Source organism: Treponema sp. Marseille-Q4523, from assembly GCF_016901105.1.
In the GTDB taxonomy this organism is placed as follows: domain Bacteria; phylum Spirochaetota; class Spirochaetia; order Treponematales; family Treponemataceae; genus Treponema_D.
This window is the reverse complement of the sequence record NZ_JAFEVM010000001.1, coordinates 19,110-36,066: the sequence shown is the minus strand read 5'-3', so window position 1 is coordinate 36,066 and position 16,957 is coordinate 19,110. Positions and strand designations below refer to the sequence as shown.

13 protein-coding genes and 1 tRNA gene are annotated in these 16,957 nt (G+C 51.3%); 9 read left to right on the top strand and 5 right to left on the bottom strand.

Annotated features, from left to right (window positions below; translation table 11 throughout):
* Together tgt and JSQ97_RS00170 are read left to right on the top strand one after the other, a co-directional pair.
* The gene (tgt, locus tag JSQ97_RS00175; protein WP_370590012.1) at positions 1-1,134 is read left to right on the top strand and encodes a tRNA guanosine(34) transglycosylase Tgt; all 1,134 of its coding nucleotides are present in this window, start codon (positions 1-3) and stop codon (positions 1,132-1,134) included.
* Between the two features lie 41 nt (positions 1,135-1,175).
* The gene (locus JSQ97_RS00170; protein ID WP_205074175.1) at positions 1,176-2,690 is read left to right on the top strand and encodes a HEAT repeat domain-containing protein; all 1,515 of its coding nucleotides are present in this window, start codon (positions 1,176-1,178) and stop codon (positions 2,688-2,690) included.
* 228 nt (positions 2,691-2,918) lie between these two features.
* On the opposite strand, the gene JSQ97_RS00165 is transcribed toward JSQ97_RS00170, so the two are convergent.
* The 4 genes from JSQ97_RS00165 to pta all read right to left on the bottom strand — a co-directional run bounded on the left by JSQ97_RS00165 (position 2,919) and on the right by pta (position 8,926).
* The gene (locus JSQ97_RS00165) at positions 2,919-3,974 is read right to left on the bottom strand and encodes a uroporphyrinogen decarboxylase family protein (protein WP_239446783.1); all 1,056 of its coding nucleotides are present in this window, start codon (positions 3,972-3,974) and stop codon (positions 2,919-2,921) included.
* A gap of 105 nt (positions 3,975-4,079) precedes the next feature.
* Entirely contained in the window at positions 4,080-6,650 is a 2,571-nt protein-coding gene (locus JSQ97_RS00160; RefSeq protein WP_205074248.1) for a helicase-related protein, read from the bottom strand.
* On the bottom strand, positions 6,641-7,894 hold the full coding sequence (locus JSQ97_RS00155) for a CapA family protein (RefSeq protein WP_205074174.1): 1,254 nt from the start codon (positions 7,892-7,894) through the stop codon (positions 6,641-6,643). The genes JSQ97_RS00160 and JSQ97_RS00155 overlap by 10 nt, the downstream gene beginning before the upstream one ends.
* On the bottom strand, positions 7,895-8,926 hold the full coding sequence (pta, locus tag JSQ97_RS00150; protein WP_205074247.1) for a phosphate acetyltransferase: 1,032 nt from the start codon (positions 8,924-8,926) through the stop codon (positions 7,895-7,897).
* 987 nt (positions 8,927-9,913) lie between these two features.
* On the opposite strand from pta, the gene JSQ97_RS00145 reads away from it, so the two are divergent.
* From JSQ97_RS00145 to JSQ97_RS00115, 7 genes are all read left to right on the top strand, one after another.
* Complete coding sequence (locus JSQ97_RS00145) at positions 9,914-11,017, top strand: ABC transporter substrate-binding protein (protein ID WP_205074173.1); 1,104 nt, start codon at positions 9,914-9,916, stop codon at positions 11,015-11,017.
* Between the two features lie 2 nt (positions 11,018-11,019).
* On the top strand, positions 11,020-12,015 hold the full coding sequence (locus JSQ97_RS00140; protein WP_205074172.1) for a FecCD family ABC transporter permease: 996 nt from the start codon (positions 11,020-11,022) through the stop codon (positions 12,013-12,015).
* The gene (locus JSQ97_RS00135; RefSeq protein ID WP_205074171.1) at positions 12,008-12,796 is read left to right on the top strand and encodes an ABC transporter ATP-binding protein; all 789 of its coding nucleotides are present in this window, start codon (positions 12,008-12,010) and stop codon (positions 12,794-12,796) included. The genes JSQ97_RS00140 and JSQ97_RS00135 overlap by 8 nt, the downstream gene beginning before the upstream one ends.
* A 141-nt stretch (positions 12,797-12,937) precedes the next feature.
* Positions 12,938-13,297: a bactofilin family protein gene (locus tag JSQ97_RS00130; protein ID WP_205074170.1), complete on the top strand. Its 360-nt coding sequence runs from the start codon at positions 12,938-12,940 to the stop codon at positions 13,295-13,297.
* A gap of 1 nt (position 13,298) precedes the next feature.
* Positions 13,299-14,156 (top strand): tetratricopeptide repeat protein, encoded by an 858-nt coding sequence (locus JSQ97_RS00125; RefSeq protein WP_205074169.1) that lies wholly within the window; start codon positions 13,299-13,301, stop codon positions 14,154-14,156.
* A gap of 15 nt (positions 14,157-14,171) precedes the next feature.
* Positions 14,172-15,593 carry a tRNA (N(6)-L-threonylcarbamoyladenosine(37)-C(2))-methylthiotransferase MtaB gene (gene mtaB / locus JSQ97_RS00120; RefSeq protein WP_205074168.1) on the top strand — a complete coding sequence of 474 codons (1,422 nt, stop codon included), beginning with the start codon at positions 14,172-14,174 and terminating at the stop codon, positions 15,591-15,593.
* 59 nt (positions 15,594-15,652) lie between these two features.
* Positions 15,653-15,725 (top strand) — tRNA-Pro (locus tag JSQ97_RS00115).
* Positions 15,726-15,798: 73 nt separating this feature from the next.
* On the opposite strand, the gene JSQ97_RS00110 is transcribed toward JSQ97_RS00115, so the two are convergent.
* Complete coding sequence (locus JSQ97_RS00110; RefSeq protein ID WP_205074167.1) at positions 15,799-16,926, bottom strand: lipid II:glycine glycyltransferase FemX; 1,128 nt, start codon at positions 16,924-16,926, stop codon at positions 15,799-15,801.
* Between the last annotated feature and the right edge of the window lie 31 nt (positions 16,927-16,957).

Below are 16,957 nucleotides of genomic sequence, written 5' to 3'. Positions count from 1 at the left end.
GTGAATATTTTTGAAGTGTGCCATACGAGCTCGGACGGCTCGGCGCGAACGGGGCTGTTGACGCTGCCGCACGGCACTGTCCGAACTCCCGTCTTTATGCCGGTCGGAACGAATGCGACGGTAAAAGCGGTGTCGAAAGAATCGCTCGAAGAGATCGGCTTTGAAATCATCCTCGCCAATACCTACCACCTCTTTTTGCGCCCCGGCTCCGATTTGATAAAAGAAGCGGGCGGACTGCACGGCTTTTCGAAATGGCAAAAAAATTTTCTCACCGATTCCGGCGGTTTTCAAGTGTTTTCGCTTGCAAAGCTTCGGAAGATCGGCGCCGAAGGCGTCGCGTTCCAAAGTCATATCGACGGCTCGCGGCACTTTTTTACGCCCGAAAACGTCGTTGAAACGCAGGCAAAATTCAACAGCGATATTCAAATGCAGCTCGACGTGTGCACGGGCTGGAATGAAGGCAGAAAAGAAGCCGAGCGCGCTCTGGCGATTACGACGGATTGGGCGAAGCGGGCGCTTTCGGAGTGGAAGCGGGAGACCGAGCGCGGCTATCGCGGTTTTCTCTTTCCGATCGTTCAGGGCAATTTTTTTGAAGATCTCCGCAAAGAAAGCGCTCTCTTCGTTTCGTCTCTCGATACGGCGGGCATCGCGATCGGCGGCCTTTCCGTCGGAGAGCCCGCTGAAGAGTTCGCGCACTTTTTGCAGTATACGGTGCAATACTTACCCGAATCAAAACCGAAATACGTTATGGGCATCGGTACGCCCGAATACATACTCGAATCGGTCGCCTCCGGTATCGATATGTTCGACTGCGTGCTTCCGACGCGCAACGCGCGTAACGGTTCGTACTTTACGCACGACGGTATGCTGTCGATAAAACAGGAACGCTTTGCGCACGATTTTTCTCCGATAGATGCCGAGTGCACGTGCAAAGTGTGCCGCACCTATTCCCGCGCCTATCTCCGCCACCTCTTCAAAGAGCAGGAAATACTCAGCGCGATGCTTTCATCGTATCACAATCTCTATTTTCTTCACGCGATGATGGGCGAAATCCGTAACGCGATCGAAGAGAACAGGTTTTTAGAGTATAAGCGCGATTTTCTTGCGCGATTCGGCACCGGAACCATCCGATAATACCGGTGACGGATACATAATCGACGGATCGAGGATTGCCTATGAAGATACACTATGCCGCAGCTGCCCTGACTTTTTTTGTGCTGCAGCCCTTTTGCCGCGCTCCCTCCGCTATGAACGCTTCGGCTTTTGCCCAAAGCGCTTCGACTTCTTCGGCGCAAAGCGCGGCACCGGCCGGAACTTCGATCGGAGGGGTTTCTCAAATCAAAAAAGCCGTCACGATACCCGAAGCGAAGCGCCCTGCAGCTCCCGATAAAGAAAAAAGCGAAAAAGCCGCTCTTTCCGATAAAAGCCCCGACACTGTAAAAGAATACCGCGATACGTTCCGCTACGGTGTGTCGCCTGAAATCACGTCGCTTTTGCAAAAGTGCATAGACAACGACGATCCCCGTTTTTCGGACGACGCGTACGATTTATTTCATACGACGCGCTCTTCGCAAGTGCGCGAAAAGATTCTCGAATATTTTACGCATCTGAAAGATCCGTGTTTGGAGGATTATGCCGTCGGCGTTTTGGACGATCCCTACGATACGAAAAACAGCACGGTCGAAGCGGTGTTCCGCTACGTTTCCGCGGTAAAGTGCAAAGAAGCCCTGCCGCCTGTCCTCGCCCTTTTGGATACGGACAGCGATGCGTATTTTCAAGCCGCGCTTACGACGATCGGAGAGATCGGCGGGCCGGAAGAAGCGCAGTACCTTGCAAGCTATATCGACCGCGATGATTTGACCGTGGTGCAAAAGCAGGCGCTCGCTCGCGTACTCGGAAAACTGCATGCAAGTGAAACGTGGGCAAAGCTCGTTTCGATTGCGCAGAATGAAGACGAAAACGCTTTTGTGCGGATGTACGCAGCGGAAGCGATCGGCGCGATGCAAAAAAGCGAATCGATTCCTATCCTCGCCGAACTCTACGAATCATCCGATCCGAATTTCCGTCAGTACGTGATCAAAGGATTGTCTCACTATCCCGGAAGCGGAGAGGCGAAAGAAATCATCGTGCAGGGAATCCGCGACGACCACTATAAAGTGCGCCTCGAAGCGATAGCCGCAGTAAAAAAACTCAAATTTACCGAAGCGTCTCCGTACCTCGTCTACCGTGCAAAAAACGATAAAGAAAAAGTCGTGAAAAATGCGTGCTACGATGCGCTCGCATCCCTCGGCACAAAAGACGGAAACGGCTGTCTCATAGAGATCGTCTCCGATCCGAAGTCAGGCGATACGGCAAAGGCGGATGCGGCGAAAGCGCTCGCTTCTCAAGGCTCGGTCGGTGAAAAAGAGATACTCGCCCTTGCCGAAGAAACGCTCAAAGACGATAGGCGAAAGCAGTTGCGCTACGCGCTCGGGAAACTTTTTGCACAATACGCGAGAGCGGGCTATGCGGATATCTGCCGCGATTTTTTGCTTTCAAAAGATGCGGCGACGGTGAGTCTCGGCCTCGACATGTACGCTAAAGCGAAATACGCTTCCGCCGCCGCCGCCGTCTCCTCTCTTGCGAACGATAAAAAATCGGGGGCGAACGGAGGACGCGCTCGGAAGATACTCGGCATGAGCGAAGAGTAGGGGCGGCTGACGCGCGCTTGTTGCAGAGGCGGCTTTTCGATCGCCCTGCGACGGTCGAATAAGCTTGGATCAATTTTATCGATTGCACTTTGTTTCCGCTTGCTGCACAGGGCGATTGATCTATCGGCGGAGCTATAATAAAAAGCGGCGTCCGATGCCGATCCCCGTATCGTCTGCACATTTACGCAATACGGGTGCAAGCATCGGGCAGCCTTTTGAAAAGCTTCGTTATTTTTTGCTGTATTTTTCGGCGTAGCGTCTTACTTCATCGAGTCGCTTATATCCTATCTGCGGAGGAATAGTGCAGTCGGCTCCGATGATGACGCCGACGGTTCCCGCATCAGCTATGAGCTCCTTTACGCGATTTTCGATTTCCTCATCGGATCCGATATCGAGAAGCGTACCCTTGCTGTTGGGAAAGCCGCCCAAAACGCAGGCGCCGCCGAAATATTTTTTCCCTTCCGAAAGCGACATTTTTTCCGCATGTATTGACCAGTTGTATACTTTTGCTTTGTAGTCGGTATAGAACGATAAATTGTTTGTCGTACTTCCGTAGCCGCATATATGCAGAATATTGTTATCCCATAAGGTATTTATTTTATGTAAAACTTGGAGATCCGATTTTTCCACGTAGCGCTTGTGAAAGTTTATATCGACTTGCTTTGCCTGTACGCTTTGCACGCTGTAATAGATGCCGTCGACGGAGGTATTCCGTTTGATTTTATCTGCGAGGACTTCAAGGTCTTTCGCGATTTCCAAAGAAGCTGCAAGCATAGCTTCGGGGTCTTCGATAAAGAGCTCGGCAAATAATTCGGGACGCTTTTTATAGCACTCGGTGTACAGGCGGATATAATTGAGCGGGGCGAAGATATTGTAAAAAGCTGCGATTTCTCCGTTGAAATGTTTGAGGATTTCGTTGAGCATATCGACTTGCTTATCGTACCACGGAGAAGACGCACCTATCGATTTGATTTTTTTTATGTCGTCGATAGTGTTGATATCGTTTTCCATGATGGACGGATGCCCGAAAAAACCGTCGGACATAACCTTTGCCATATCGGGCTTGAGATCGTCGTACATTTTTTTCGTGCCGTCGATCGTAGCCTGAATGATCCCGTCATCCATGAGTCCGCGGAATTGCCGGTATTCGTCGGCGAAGTGCCACCAAAATCCTACCGGAACGCGGTCGACGGTTTTGTTATTAAATGCGTCCAAAATCAGTTTTCGCTTTTCCTTCATCGTATCGTGCGGGTTCTCCTTCGATTGAGTTTCATTACAAGTCATCGTTGCACCTCCGTAGCAGTATAATTATTAATTTTTCGGGAAATATTTTTCCTGCGGTCTATCATACCCCGAACGGAGCATTTTGTAAATTGCGGTACGGATGCCTCAGCTTTCATACAGCGAGTGGAGGGCGCGGTATACGCGGTTCGCTTTTTCTTTTTGCGCTTCGGTAAAGTCGGCGTTTACGTCGTCGCTCAAAAGTTCGAGCGATGAAAGGCTTTCGTTGAGCGCCGTGGTAAAACCGCGCGACACTTTAAACCAATAGGTGCCGTTACCGTCGGTGAAGAGGCACACGAAGCCGTACTCTTTGCTCTTTTGTTTTGCGACCGCCACTCCCAGCACGATGTCGAGCGCATCGGAAAGGCGTGCGGATGCACCTTCGTCGGCAAGGCTTATGTTGAGTTTTTTGTCGAATTTGTTTTCCGGCATCGGCGAAAGCGAAATCGATTTTGCAAGCTTTAAAGCAAGTTCGAGCTTTTCACCGTCGAGCAGCGTATAGCCGTTTTCAAAGAGTATTTTGCAGCGGAGTCCTCCGACTTGTTTTACAAGGCTTTCGTCGGTTTCGCTTTTTGCCGCTTTGATAAAAGCTTTGTACGGTAAAAATACGGTTTTTTTGCCTTTTATCTTTTTAATGGCGAAGGATTCTCCGCCGAACGAAACGCAATCTTCGTCTTTTATCTCTTTAATAATTTTTTTCGATTTTCCGTTTTCGTCTTTCGCCCTTTGTTTCGGAGAAGCGATATCCGTTTCGCGCGCTTTGGTTTTCCGTGTACATTTTTTTTCAAGTTTTTCGCGCAGCTCAGGATCGATCGCGTCGAGCAGTGTCCTCGTCAAGGGAGAGACGCTCATGGCAAACATGCGCGATGTGCGTACGATTTCCCCCGCGACGATGTACAGCGGATCGGTTCGGAACATGCTGCTTCCCGGATGGATGCAGATGTGTTCGGTCGTCAGCGTTTTGTAATTGTCTTTCCCTTCGCGCACGCATACGAACTGCATCATACCCGCGGCTATGCAGCACAGATAATCGCTCATCGCTCCGCCTCCGGTGATCGGGATCCGCATATCGGCGACGATCTGCGAAAGCTGTATGTCTATGTTTTCGATTTCCGCCATAACGCGTTCGTCAAGAAAACTGTTTTTGCAAAAGCGCGCTTTATTCGAAGAACCGCGGTACGCGCGGAAGATATGCAGGTAGGAAACGAAGTCGCCCTGCACGTCGCGGAACGCGTGATGTGCACGGCGCGCTTCAAGCTCTTCTCCGGGAGGAAGTACGAAGGGGGAATTGGCCGAAAGAAAAGAGGCTGCGACGAGCGCTTCTTCGAGAACGGAAGGATATTTCATAATCGCTTCGACGATGATGCGGCTTATCCTCGGTTCGAGCGGAAATTCGACCATGAGTTTTCCGATCGAAGAGAGCGTATTGTCTTTCGTTATCGCTTTCAGCATGACGAGCGTTTCGACCGCGCCTGCGATCCCTTCGCGGGAAGGCGGGGAGAGAAAGTTGAAATCGTAAAAATTCGTAATGCCGAGTTCGGCCATGCGCAAAACGACTTCACTCAAATCGGTGCGGTAGATCTCTTCGGTCGTGTACATTTCACGCGTTTCGTAATCTTTGCGCGGATAGAGGCGGTAACAGCTGCCGGGGCACGTGCGTCCAGCCCTTCCTTTTCGCTGATTGCACGACGCTTTTGAAACAGCCGTTTCGACGAGGCTCGACGTGTACGTGTGCGGATTGTAAAAATTGAGCTTTGCCAGTCCCGAATCGATGACGGTCGTGATGTCGCTTATCGTGACGGACGTTTCGGCGATGTTCGTGGAAATTATTATTTTCTTTTTTCCGAACGGGGGAGGGGCGAAAACGCGCTCCTGCTCTTCTTTCGGAAGCCTGCCGTAGAGCGGCAGCGTGTGGATTTTCCGTGCGAAGGGCGAACGGTCTAGACGGAAAAGGCAGTCTTTAATAATTTTTTCTCCCGGCAAAAAAATCAAAATGCCGCCGTCGATTCTGTTATCGAGAACGCGCTCGACCGTGTTTTCGATTTTCGTTAAAAGCGCGTCGCATGCGGCGTCCGATACGGTGCTTGCGGAGACGGCCGGCGGATCGTATACGAGAGTAACGGGAAAGGTAACCGTGTCGATCGTAACGATGGGGCATCCGTCGAAGTAGGACGAAAAGGCTTCGGCGTTCATCGTCGCCGACGAAACGATGACTTTGAAATCTTTGCGTTCGGCCAAAACGCGTTTTAACAATCCGAGTACGAAGTCGATATTCAAACTCCGCTCGTGCGCTTCGTCGACCATAATGACCGAATACTTGGACATCCACGGGTCGAGCTTCATTTCCTGCAGCAAAATGCCGTCGGTCATGATTTTGATCCTCGTCGTCGCATCCGTTTTATCTTCGAAACGCATTTTGTATCCGACCAGTCCGGGATAAGTCGTGCCGAGCTGCTTTGAAATGAATTCGCTTACGGAAAGGGCGGCGATCCGTCTCGGCTGCGTCACCGCGACGACACCCGTTTCGGCGTAGCCCGCTTCGTAGAGGATGACCGGGATCTGCGTCGTTTTGCCGCTGCCGGTCGGGCTTTGCACGACGATCACTTGGTTGTGTGCGAGCGTGTCCAAAATGCGCTGCTTTTGTTCGTATACCGGAAGCGATTTGTAATCTATAGCCATGTTTTTCGTACCCGTGTGTTTTCCATGATGATCTTCCGCGCGGCGATGTAGCGCATCCACTCCCGCCGTCCCGCGTTCTCAAGGTATGCGATAAAATCGTCGTCGAGATATTTTATGACGAATTGATATGCCGTCGTGATGTACGTCGTTATGTAGTGCGCTTTCGTTTCGTGCAGGATCGCGATGCCGCCTTTTTCTTTTTTATAATAAATCACTTTGTATAAAAGTCCGTCGCCCGTATATTCGTGCGGTGCATCGGGCGTATCGAAGGCGGGTTTATAGCGCTGAGCGCTTATCGTATTGCCGTTCGCGTAGAGTATGAGCTTCGAAAAACGCCGCTCGGATTTTTTTCCGATAAACTCGCGCTCCTGTACGACGTGCGGGTGATTCGCCCAAATGATGTCGGCTCCGCAGTCGAGCAGTTTGTAATAATATGAGCGCTGCGAAGCGGAGACGCTCCGGATGTATTCCGGAACGTTCGCATGAATCGAAAGGATAAAAATATCGCACTGGTTTTCCGCTCTGATGCGCCGTATACGGTTTCCGAACGCTTTCCTCGCATCGGGCGCGGGCGGCACGTAGTTCATATATTCGATATGATCTTTTTCGTTCAGCACTTCCGTTACCGCACAGAAAATGATCGTCCATCCGTTTTTTTTAATAATTTTATACCCGATGGCATCTCCGCCCGATTTTTTCAATCCCGAAAAAAAGACTTCGCGCTCCGTGCCTTTGTGTGCGCTCTCCGTTTTTTCCGCCCACTCGCGCGTATGCTTCATACCCGAAAGCCCCTGATCGTTCGAGTGATTGTTTACGAGAGAAAAGACGTTAAAACCTGCGCTGATCGCCGCTTCGGGATATTCGGAGTGCATGTTGAAGCGCGGATATGTCGAGTACGGCAGGCTGTCGTCGACCGGAGCTTCGATGTTTGCAAATGAAAAATCGCACGAGAGGGCGAGCGGGGCGATGTCTTTCCAGATGAGTGAATGATCGCTCATCGAATAGTTCGGCTTATGCGCCATGATATCGCCTGCAAACAAAAGCGTGAGGTTATGCTGTATCTCTTCGCGATCGTTTTTTTCGCTTCCGAAAGAAAGTGCGGAATTCTCTTCGGCCGAAACGGAAACGCTTTGCCCGCTCGGCGTTTCGGGCGCTTCCGATGCGGGCCTTTGCTTCGGAACAGTCTTACACGAAGCGAGAACGATGATGCAAAAAAGCAGGTAAAAGCTGTTCCTGATTTTCATTTATACGGCGCTTCCCGCCTGTACGAGCGTGATCGCCGCCGTTATGACGATATCGTCGACCGAACAGCCGCGAGAGAGATCGCTTATCGGCTTGGCAAATCCTTGCAGGATCGGGCCGTACGCATCCGCATGGGCGAGGCGCTGCACGAGTTTATAGCCGATATTTCCTGCCGAAAGGTTCGGGAATACGATCGTGTTCACTTTGCCTTTTACCGGAGAGCCGGGAGCTTTTTTGTCGGTGACGGACGGGATAAGCGCCGCATCCGCCTGCAGTTCTCCGTCGAGCAAAAGAGAGGGCGCTTTTGCGTGCGCTTTTTGTACCGCTTCCTGTACCGTGAGAACCGAAGGTTGAGCGCCGCCCGAGCCCTTTGTCGAAAAGGAAAGGAGTGCGATACACGGATCGCAGCCCAAAAGCGCTTTGCACGATTTTCCCGCTGCGACTGCTATGTCGGAAAGCTGTTCGGCATCCGGTTCGGGAACGACCGCACAGTCTGAAAAAATCATCAAGCCCTTATGACCCCACGACGAATCGTGCATGTCCATGACAAAGCACGAAGAGGCCGTTTTGCTTTCCGTGCCGATAACTTTTAATCCCGCGCGGAGAAGGGCTGCCGTCGACGAGCGCGCGCCGCTTACCATGGCGTCGGCATAACCTTTTCTCACCATCATCGCACCGAAGCTCAAATAATCGGAAAGCATATACGCTTTGCCCGCCGCAGCGTCGCTCACTTCGGGAAGATTCGTTTTTTTGTTGATCTTTCCCTGCCTGAGTTCAAAGTAGGTTTGACCGAAATCGTCGAGCCACGGAGAGGTTGCGGGGTCGATGATGTCGATGCCGGCAAGCGAAACTTTAAGCGACTGCGCCGTGCTTTCGATTTTTTCACGGGAGCCGAGAAGCGTCACTTTTTTTGCGATTTTTTTTGAGACGATTTTTGCGGCGGCTTTGATCGTCCGCTCTTCATCGCCTTCCGGCAGCACGAGCGACTTTTGATACGCTTTCGCTTTTTTGATCATTTCCGCGGTAAAATCGATTCCGCTCTTTGCCGCAGTCTTTTTCGCTGCCGGTTTTACGGCGGCTTTTGCCTTTACCGGCGTCTTTTTTGCAGCGGATTTTTTAGCGGAAACTTTTTTTACCGTTTTTTTCACGGACGCTTTTTTTTCAGCCGCCTTTTTTGCCGTTTTCGACGTTGCCTTTTTTACAGTCGTTTTTTTTGCCGCTTTACCGGTGCTTGTCTTTTTTACCGCCGTCTTTTTTGCAGCGGATTTTTTTACAACAGCCATATTCCTCCCATAAAAACTTTTGCAGGTACTTGCAGCGAAGCTTCAAGCAAGTTGCAACTTCCGAAAAAGTTTTTAGCCGTGCGCGTAAGCGCACATGTTTAATAATCGAGTTTGCGAAATAAAGTGTATCGTATTCATTCGATTTTATCAAAACGATACGTATACATATCTTCCGCAAACATCCGTGCAAACTCGAGATAAGAACGCTGCGATTTCAAGCAATGCACAGAAATCGCGAGTGTCTCCGATAAAAGAAAAACGCTTCAGCGTTTTTCGGCTCTAGACTCCAGCGACGGCGATATTTCAGACGCCGCTTTTTATCATTCCTCCTCTATGCGCCCTTACAGCAAAGAGCGCCGCTTCGGTATTGCCACAATTAGTATAAATAGAATGTACGATACGTACGCTTTTATAATAAACCCTCGTACATAAAATAGCAAGGGATGGGCAATTTATTAATTTAAATGGGGGCGGTCCAAAAAATTCAGTTTTCAGTTTTTGGACCGCTTCCTTGATGTACTATGCCCAAACAATGTCAACAAGTTGCCTGTTGACTATTTGATGCGGATGTACTATCTTAGTTAGCTATAGCTAATATTTTACAGAATTTTTTATTCGTGCGGAGGGTTTAATACCCCGACGCTTGCGTCGTAACAAAGGGTATTAAAGCCGACTGCAACCACCTTATGAGAACAACATATCCCGACGCTTGCGTCGGGGTCGTTGATTGGAGTTTTTATGAAGAAAATTATCGTATCGGTGTGCGTCGCGTGTGTTTTGCTTGCATCGTGCGCACAAAGGAAAACTGCTGCCGCGACGGAAAAGATAACCGTCATCGATCAAAACAATATGGAAGCGACACTCAACGGCAAGCCCGACCGAATCGTGCTGACCGCGCTTCCGCTTCCGAGCATATACGCGCTGACCGGTGAACCGATCGAAAAGCTTGTGGGTATGCATCCGGGCGCTACAAGCGCGATCAAAAATTCCGTCATGGGCACCATGTACCCCGCGCTTTTGAACGTGCCGTCGAATTTTATCAACGGAGTCGATATCAATATCGAAGAGCTCATGAAGCTTGAGCCCGATGTCGTCATGTATTGGGCGGAATACACGAATCAGTATGAATTGTTAAAGTCTGCCGGCATTCCGGCCGTAGGCGTGAAAACACAGGGCGACGGAGACGTCATTGTAACGATGGACAGCTGGCTTGCCATCATGGGCGAGATGTTCGGCAAAAGCAAAAAAGTCGACGCGGTTTTGGAATACGGCCGCTCGCTGCAAAAAGATATTTTATCGAAAATCGAAGGGATCCCCGACAGCGATAAGCCGAAAGTCTTGTATATATTCAATCACAGTTCCGAAGAGATATCGGTGAGCGGCAATAAATTTTACGGCGGTACGTGGATAGAAAACACCGGCGGTATAAACGCCGCTCGCGAAATTCAGGGACACTCCATCGTCAATATGGAACAGATCTATAAATGGAATCCCGATATCATCCTCATTACGACATTTACGGAAACCATGCCGGAAGACCTCTACGAAAATAAAATACGCGGACAAAATTGGAGCAATGTCGCCGCGGTCAAAAATAAAAAGGTGTTCAAAGAACCTCTGGGTGTGTACCGCTGGTTCCCGCCGTCCGGAGACGCACCGCTCATGTCCATGTGGATGGCGAATCACATGCAGCCGACCGTTTTCAATTACGATATGAAAAAAGAAATCAAAGACTATTATAAGCGTTTTTATCAATACGATTTGACCGACGAACAGGTTGAAGGCATTTTGACTGCGAACACCGAAGCCGCCAAAGGCGCAAATTTCGGGGGAAGACAGTAAAAATGTTTAGAGGAAAAAGCGGCATACATGTTCTTTTGGCTGTGCTTTTATGTGCCGTGAGCGCGGCTTCATTATGTATCGGAAGATATACGATGAACCCGCTCGACGTGTTCCGTTCCGCCGTTCACTACGGGGAAAACTCCGCGCTCGATACGGTTATTTGGTCGGTACGGCTGCCGCGCATTATAATGGCCGCTGCGGTCGGAAGCGGACTTTCCGTTGCGGGATTGAGTTTGCAGGCTATGTTCGGCAATCCGCTCGTAAGCGCTCACGTGCTCGGCGTTTCGTACAGCGCGGGTTTCGGCGCCGCGTTGGGCATATTGCTCTTTTCCAATTTTGCAATAGTCGAAACGAGTTCGCTTTTATTCGGTCTTGTCGGTATGGCGCTGACGTACCGGCTCAGCAAGCGGAAGGGCGGGCGCAGTACGCTGACTCTGGTGCTTTCGGGCATTATCGTCGGGGCGGCATTTGAAGCGCTGACTTCTCTTATAAAATTCGTCGCCGACCCCGAATCGAAGCTTCCGACGATCACGTATTGGCTTATGGGAAGTTTGGCCGGTACTTCGTATGCGGATATCGCAAAAGCCGTTCCGCCTTTGCTCGCCGCGATCTTTGTGCTGTGGCTGTTCCGCTGGCGGCTGAACGTACTTTCTCTTTCCCGCGAAGAAGCGCTTTCGCTCGGCGTCAACATAAACAGAACCCGCGCAATCATTATCGCAGCTTCTACGCTCATCGCTGCCGTTACCGTTTCACACTGCGGCGTCATCGGTTTTGTCGGTTTGGCGGTTCCGCATCTTTCGCGCATGCTTGTCGGCACCGATCACAAATACAGCTGTTTGACGTCCGTTTTGCTAGGTGCAATTTTTTTAATCGTCATCGATACCTTTGCCCGAAGCGTTACGGCGACCGAAATTCCGCTGTCGATTTTAACGGCACTTATAGGCGCGCCGATCTTTGCGACTCTTTTGAATAAAAGCGGAGGGGCTTGGTATGATTGAAACGGAAAACGCTTCGTTTGCGTATCCTGATTCGCCGCCTTTGTTTCGAAACGTATCGTTTCATGTGGACGCTTCTCAAATTCTTGCGGTTATGGGCGCGAACGGTATCGGAAAGACGACGCTCATAAAATGCATTATGGGCTTTCTTCGGCTGCAAACGGGAAGGATTTTTATCGGACAGAAAAAAATCGAGCGAGCCGCCATGGACGATAAAACGTTTTGGGATACGGTCGCTTATGTGCCGCAGGCGAAAAAAAGCATTTTCGGTTATCAGGTAAAAGAGATGGTCGTGCTCGGACGGAACGCGTCGGTCTCTTTCGGCAGGGTGCCGTCGAAACGCGACTACGAATACGTGGATGCGGTGCTGGAACGCTTCGGCATCGCCGACTTGAGAGAACAATCGTGCAACCGCTTGAGCGGAGGCCAGCTGCAGATGGTATTGATTGCACGCGCTCTCGTAAAAAATCCCGAAGTGCTGATATTGGATGAGCCGGAATCGAATTTGGATTTGCGCAATCAAATGCGCGTCTTAAGCGTTATTGAAAAACTCGCGCATGAAGACGGGCGGGCGGTCATCTTGAATACACACTTTCCGACAAACGCGCTTAAAATCTCCGATACGGCTTTGCTTTTAAAAAGAGATTCGTATGTGTTCGGAAAATCGTCCGATATCATTACCGAAGAAAACATCCGCGAGTTTTTTAAAATAACGTGTTCCATCGTAAGCGTTTCGACCGAAGACGGGGCAGCGAAGGGGATCGTACCGATCGGCGCGCTCTAGCGTACGCTTTGCGGTTATCGTGCGGTTTTGCTTCCGTGTGCTATCGTGTGCGCAGCGTATAGTTTCATCGTAAGTTTGCCGAAGCCGCGTCCTTTACCGCGCCGTATTGACCGAGCAATTTTTTCACGTTAAAGTGTAGCCATGTTCGATGTAAAGGATATAGATCTGTTCGACCTCGAAGATGAAGCGTTCGATACCGTCATAGAAAGCGATATCGCGTTTACGGGAAGCATCCGATTTACAAAGCCGTTTATGATACGCGGTAAGGTAAAGGGCAGCATCGATGCGACGAGCGATCTGGTCATAGACAGCGGCGCATCCGTCGAAGCGGACATAAAGGCGCTCCGCGTACTCGTCAAAGGAAAAGTGAAGGGCAACGTCGCCGCAAAAAAAATGGTATTCGTCACGGCGACGGGTTCGCTCGACGGCGATATCACGGCGGAACAGGTGGTGCTTGAACCGGGCAGCACTTTTACGGGCAAATGCACGATGGTAAAATAGTATGCAGCGATTTTTACGACGATCGATTATAGGGGCATTGGCTATCGCCTTTACCGTTCCGCTTTTTTCTCAAATCTCGGACGAAGCCGAACCGGCTCCTTCTCCTCAAACGGCACCCGCTCCGCAAAAGCCCGCAGCACAAGCCGTACCCGGAGACGCTCTTGTTCCCGCGCCTCAAGCGCAAAACGAAGCGCCTGCTCCGCAATCGCCGCAGACTTCCTCTGTGCAAACCGCTCAGCCGCAGACGCCTTCCGTGCAGTCGGTACCTCCCGCACAGGCGCAGCGCAGGCAAAGCGCGCAAAAACGTGACGCGCTCGTCCTCTATCAAAACGGCGACTACGCGGCGGCGATTCAAATCTGCGAAACGGAAATCGCGCGCGATCGGACGCGCATCGAGTCCTACGTGGTTTTGTGCTGGTCGCTCGTTCGAAACCGGCAATACGCGGAAGCGGAGCAGCGTGCTGCGGACGGACTTGCCGTCAGTCCCTACGATCTGCGTCTCATCGAAATATTGGGAGAAGCGAAATATTATCTCGGAAAAAATAACGGCGCGCTCGAACAGTTTCAACGTTATGTCGCAAACGCTCCCGAAAGCGCTTCCCGCGTCGGAACGGCATATTATTTTATGGGTGAAATCTATATCCGCCAAGCACGCTATCAGCACGCGGATATCTCGCTTTCCGCCGCTGTAAAAAAGGAGCCGCTGCTCGACCGCTGGTGGACGCGGCTGGGTTATGCGCGCGAAATGGCGGGCAATTATTACGAAGCGGCCGAAGCTTACGACGAAGCGCTCCTTCTCAATGCCGCTTCTTCCGACGCGCAAAACGGCAAAGCACGCATCGCATCCCGTCTGCAATGATCGACAAGGTGTACGTTGCCGCAAATCATCTTTGAAACTTTGGGCTGCCGTCTCAATCAAATCGAAAGCGAGTCGGCGGCGCGTTTTTTCGTCGATGCCCGTTTTTCCGTTTCCATGACACCTCCTGCGGCTGCAAGCGAAGTCCTTCGCGATGTGCTTGTGTGCGTCGTAAACACGTGTGCGGTAACGCAAAAGGCGGAGCAAAAAGCGCGGCGCGAAATCCGATTGCTTTTGCAAAAGTGTCCGGCTTCTTCCGTCATCGTCACGGGCTGCTATGCCCAGCTCGCCGCGGATAAAATCGCCGAACTCGCTCCCCGCGTCGCAGTCCTTCCGGGACTCTGCAAAGACAGGCTTGCAGATGTTCCCTCTCTCCTTTCGGATTTTATCGAAACGCACGAAATATTTTCTGCGGAAGATTTTTCGAACCTCCTTGTATCGACGCTTTTTTCTGATACGAAATCGCATGCGGGAAAAGCCGAAGCATCTTTCCGTTTGGCGACCGATACCTTTCTTGCGCATTCGCGTTCATCCCTTAAAATACAGGACGGCTGCGACAGCGCCTGCTCGTACTGTGCGATCCGAATCGCTCGGGGAAAATCGGTTTCGCTTCCGGTGCGCGACGTGCTTTCCCGAATCGCTTCCCTCAAAGCGGAGGGACAAAACGAAATCGTTTTTACGGCGGTCAATATCGCCCAGTACCGCGGAGAATACGACGGCGCGTATTATACCTTCGCCGACCTCCTCGAAAAAGCGCTCGATGAAACGAGCGGCGTTGCATTTCGCATATCGAGTATGTATCCCGAACTCGTCGACGACCGCTTTTGCCGCATCGTCAAAGACGAGCTCGTGCGCCCTCATTTTCATCTTTCGGTACAGAGCGGAAGCGATGCGATTCTCGCCGCCATGAACAGAAGCTACCGTGCTGACGATATTCTCCGATCGGTTTCAATGTTGAGACGGGCGAAAGGCAACGCATTTTTTGCATGCGACATCATCGCAGGTTTTCCCGGCGAAACGGATGAAGATTTTTCGAAAACGCTCGAACTCTGCCGTGCGTGCGGTTTTGCATACGTTCACGTCTTTCCGTTTTCCCCGCGCCCGGGAACCCGCGCTTTTTTGATGAAACCGAAAGTTCCTTCGGCGGCCGTGCGCGAGCGGGTGCGTCTGCTTTCCGATTTCGCCCTGCAAAGTAAAATGTCCTATATCGAATCGATTTGCGGCACGACGGTGCGCGCGATTGCAGAAAACGCAAAAGAAGGCGACGGAGCTTTTCATATCCGGGCGGTAACCGAAAATTTCATTCACTGCAAAGTCCGCTGTGCGAAACTTCCCGTGCCGCGTCCGGGTACCGCCATCCGCGTGCGCATCCTCACGCCGTGTATCGATGCGATACTGCGGGGCGATGAACTTGAAGCGGAAGCCGAACTCGTAAGATGAGACTGCGCTTTCGAGCGATTTACAAAGATCGGCATTCGGGTTATACTTTCTTTCGTTTTCGGGATATAGCGCAGCCGGTAGCGCGCTTGCTTTGGGAGCAAGATGTCGGGCGTTCGAACCGCCCTATCCCGACTTACGGAAACCGTGCAAGGGGATACTCGGAAAATTGCAGGTTTTGAAAATCATTAAATGATCGCACATTCTTTTACCGCATCTGTTCTTCGAGCCTAAAGTAGGCGTACCGATCTTCATCGTACGGATAATCCCAGCTGCCCGCAAAGCGTACCTTTTCGCCGCCGAATCCGGTTTTGAAAAGATAGAGCCCCGCCATCGGATTCGATGCGTCGTCGTTCGGCGGAATGCCCATGAGGTCGTAGCGCGTACATCCCTTGCTCCGCGCAAAGCGTATCGCTTCCCACTGGAGTCCGTAGTTCGGCATGAGCTCTCTCAATTCCGTACCGGAACCGGCATACATATAATACGCATTGCGTCCCGAAAGCGCGATGACGATTCCCGAAAGAAGTTTGCCGCCCTTCGATGCGGTCATGATGTGGAACTGCGGAAGCGGAGCGGGGGCGGCGAGCGGTATGATCTCTTTTTTTATCGATTCGATTTTTTTCCCCGGCGGAGGTTCGTGAAAGGTATTTTCCTGAATGCGCTTGTGCGAAAACAAGGTATTGAAATAATCTTCGCCTTCATAATAAAATCCTTTGCGCTTTGCCGTCTCTTCGTACAGCGCGTACCAATCGTGCAGCATATCGATGCCGCCGACGGCAAAATCGATTCCGCTCCGGTACGAGCGGCGTATGCAGTTCCTCGTCGTCCCCCTCATGCGGGAGAGGATCCGTTCGGGCGTAAGCGATAAATTGATAATGACGGTGTCGGGTGCAAGGTGATTTCTCGGCGATTTCCGCAGTTTATGCGTTTTCGTGCCCCAGTTGAGCGCAAGCTGTGCCGTCTCCGGCTTGACGATTTCTTTTCCGCCGTATTGACTCCGCCACGCCAAATCGCAGCGCAGGCAAATGCAGTTTTCCGGAACATGGGGACGGAGGGCGAGCGCGAGCTCTTCGAGAAGCGTGCCTCTCTGTTCGGCCGGCAACGCAATCGACGGAGCTTTCGGCGCGTATGCATAACAGCTGCCGTCGTGACGAGATCGAAGGAGCGCCAAAAACGGAAAGGTGTACACGGATGACGACGCGTCGTCCGTAAAAGTCACCGAAAAAAAATACGGTTTTTGTCCGGCGCATTTTTTAAATGTTCCCCAAAACGCCGTTTGAAAAAGATTATCCTCCGGCGGAAACGCTTCCGGAGATACCTGTTCGATCGCAACCATAAAGGCTACCATAACAATTAAACGCAAAAGG

Bases quoted from the DNA above. Each gene is read 5' to 3' on its own strand.
- JSQ97_RS00110 (WP_205074167.1), bottom strand. From the start codon at position 16,926: ATGGTTGCGATCGAACAGGTATCTCCGGAAGCGTTTCCGCCGGAGGAT.
- JSQ97_RS00135 (WP_205074171.1), top strand. From the start codon at position 12,008: ATGATTGAAACGGAAAACGCTTCGTTTGCGTATCCTGATTCGCCGCCT.
- JSQ97_RS00160 (WP_205074248.1), bottom strand. From the start codon at position 6,650: ATGGCTATAGATTACAAATCGCTTCCGGTATACGAACAAAAGCAGCGC.
- JSQ97_RS00165 (WP_239446783.1), bottom strand. From the start codon at position 3,974: ATGACTTGTAATGAAACTCAATCGAAGGAGAACCCGCACGATACGATG.
- JSQ97_RS00155 (WP_205074174.1), bottom strand. From the start codon at position 7,894: ATGAAAATCAGGAACAGCTTTTACCTGCTTTTTTGCATCATCGTTCTC.
- JSQ97_RS00145 (WP_205074173.1), top strand. From the start codon at position 9,914: ATGAAGAAAATTATCGTATCGGTGTGCGTCGCGTGTGTTTTGCTTGCA.
- JSQ97_RS00140 (WP_205074172.1), top strand. From the start codon at position 11,020: ATGTTTAGAGGAAAAAGCGGCATACATGTTCTTTTGGCTGTGCTTTTA.
- JSQ97_RS00125 (WP_205074169.1), top strand. From the start codon at position 13,299: ATGCAGCGATTTTTACGACGATCGATTATAGGGGCATTGGCTATCGCC.
- JSQ97_RS00170 (WP_205074175.1), top strand. From the start codon at position 1,176: ATGAAGATACACTATGCCGCAGCTGCCCTGACTTTTTTTGTGCTGCAG.
- JSQ97_RS00130 (WP_205074170.1), top strand. From the start codon at position 12,938: ATGTTCGATGTAAAGGATATAGATCTGTTCGACCTCGAAGATGAAGCG.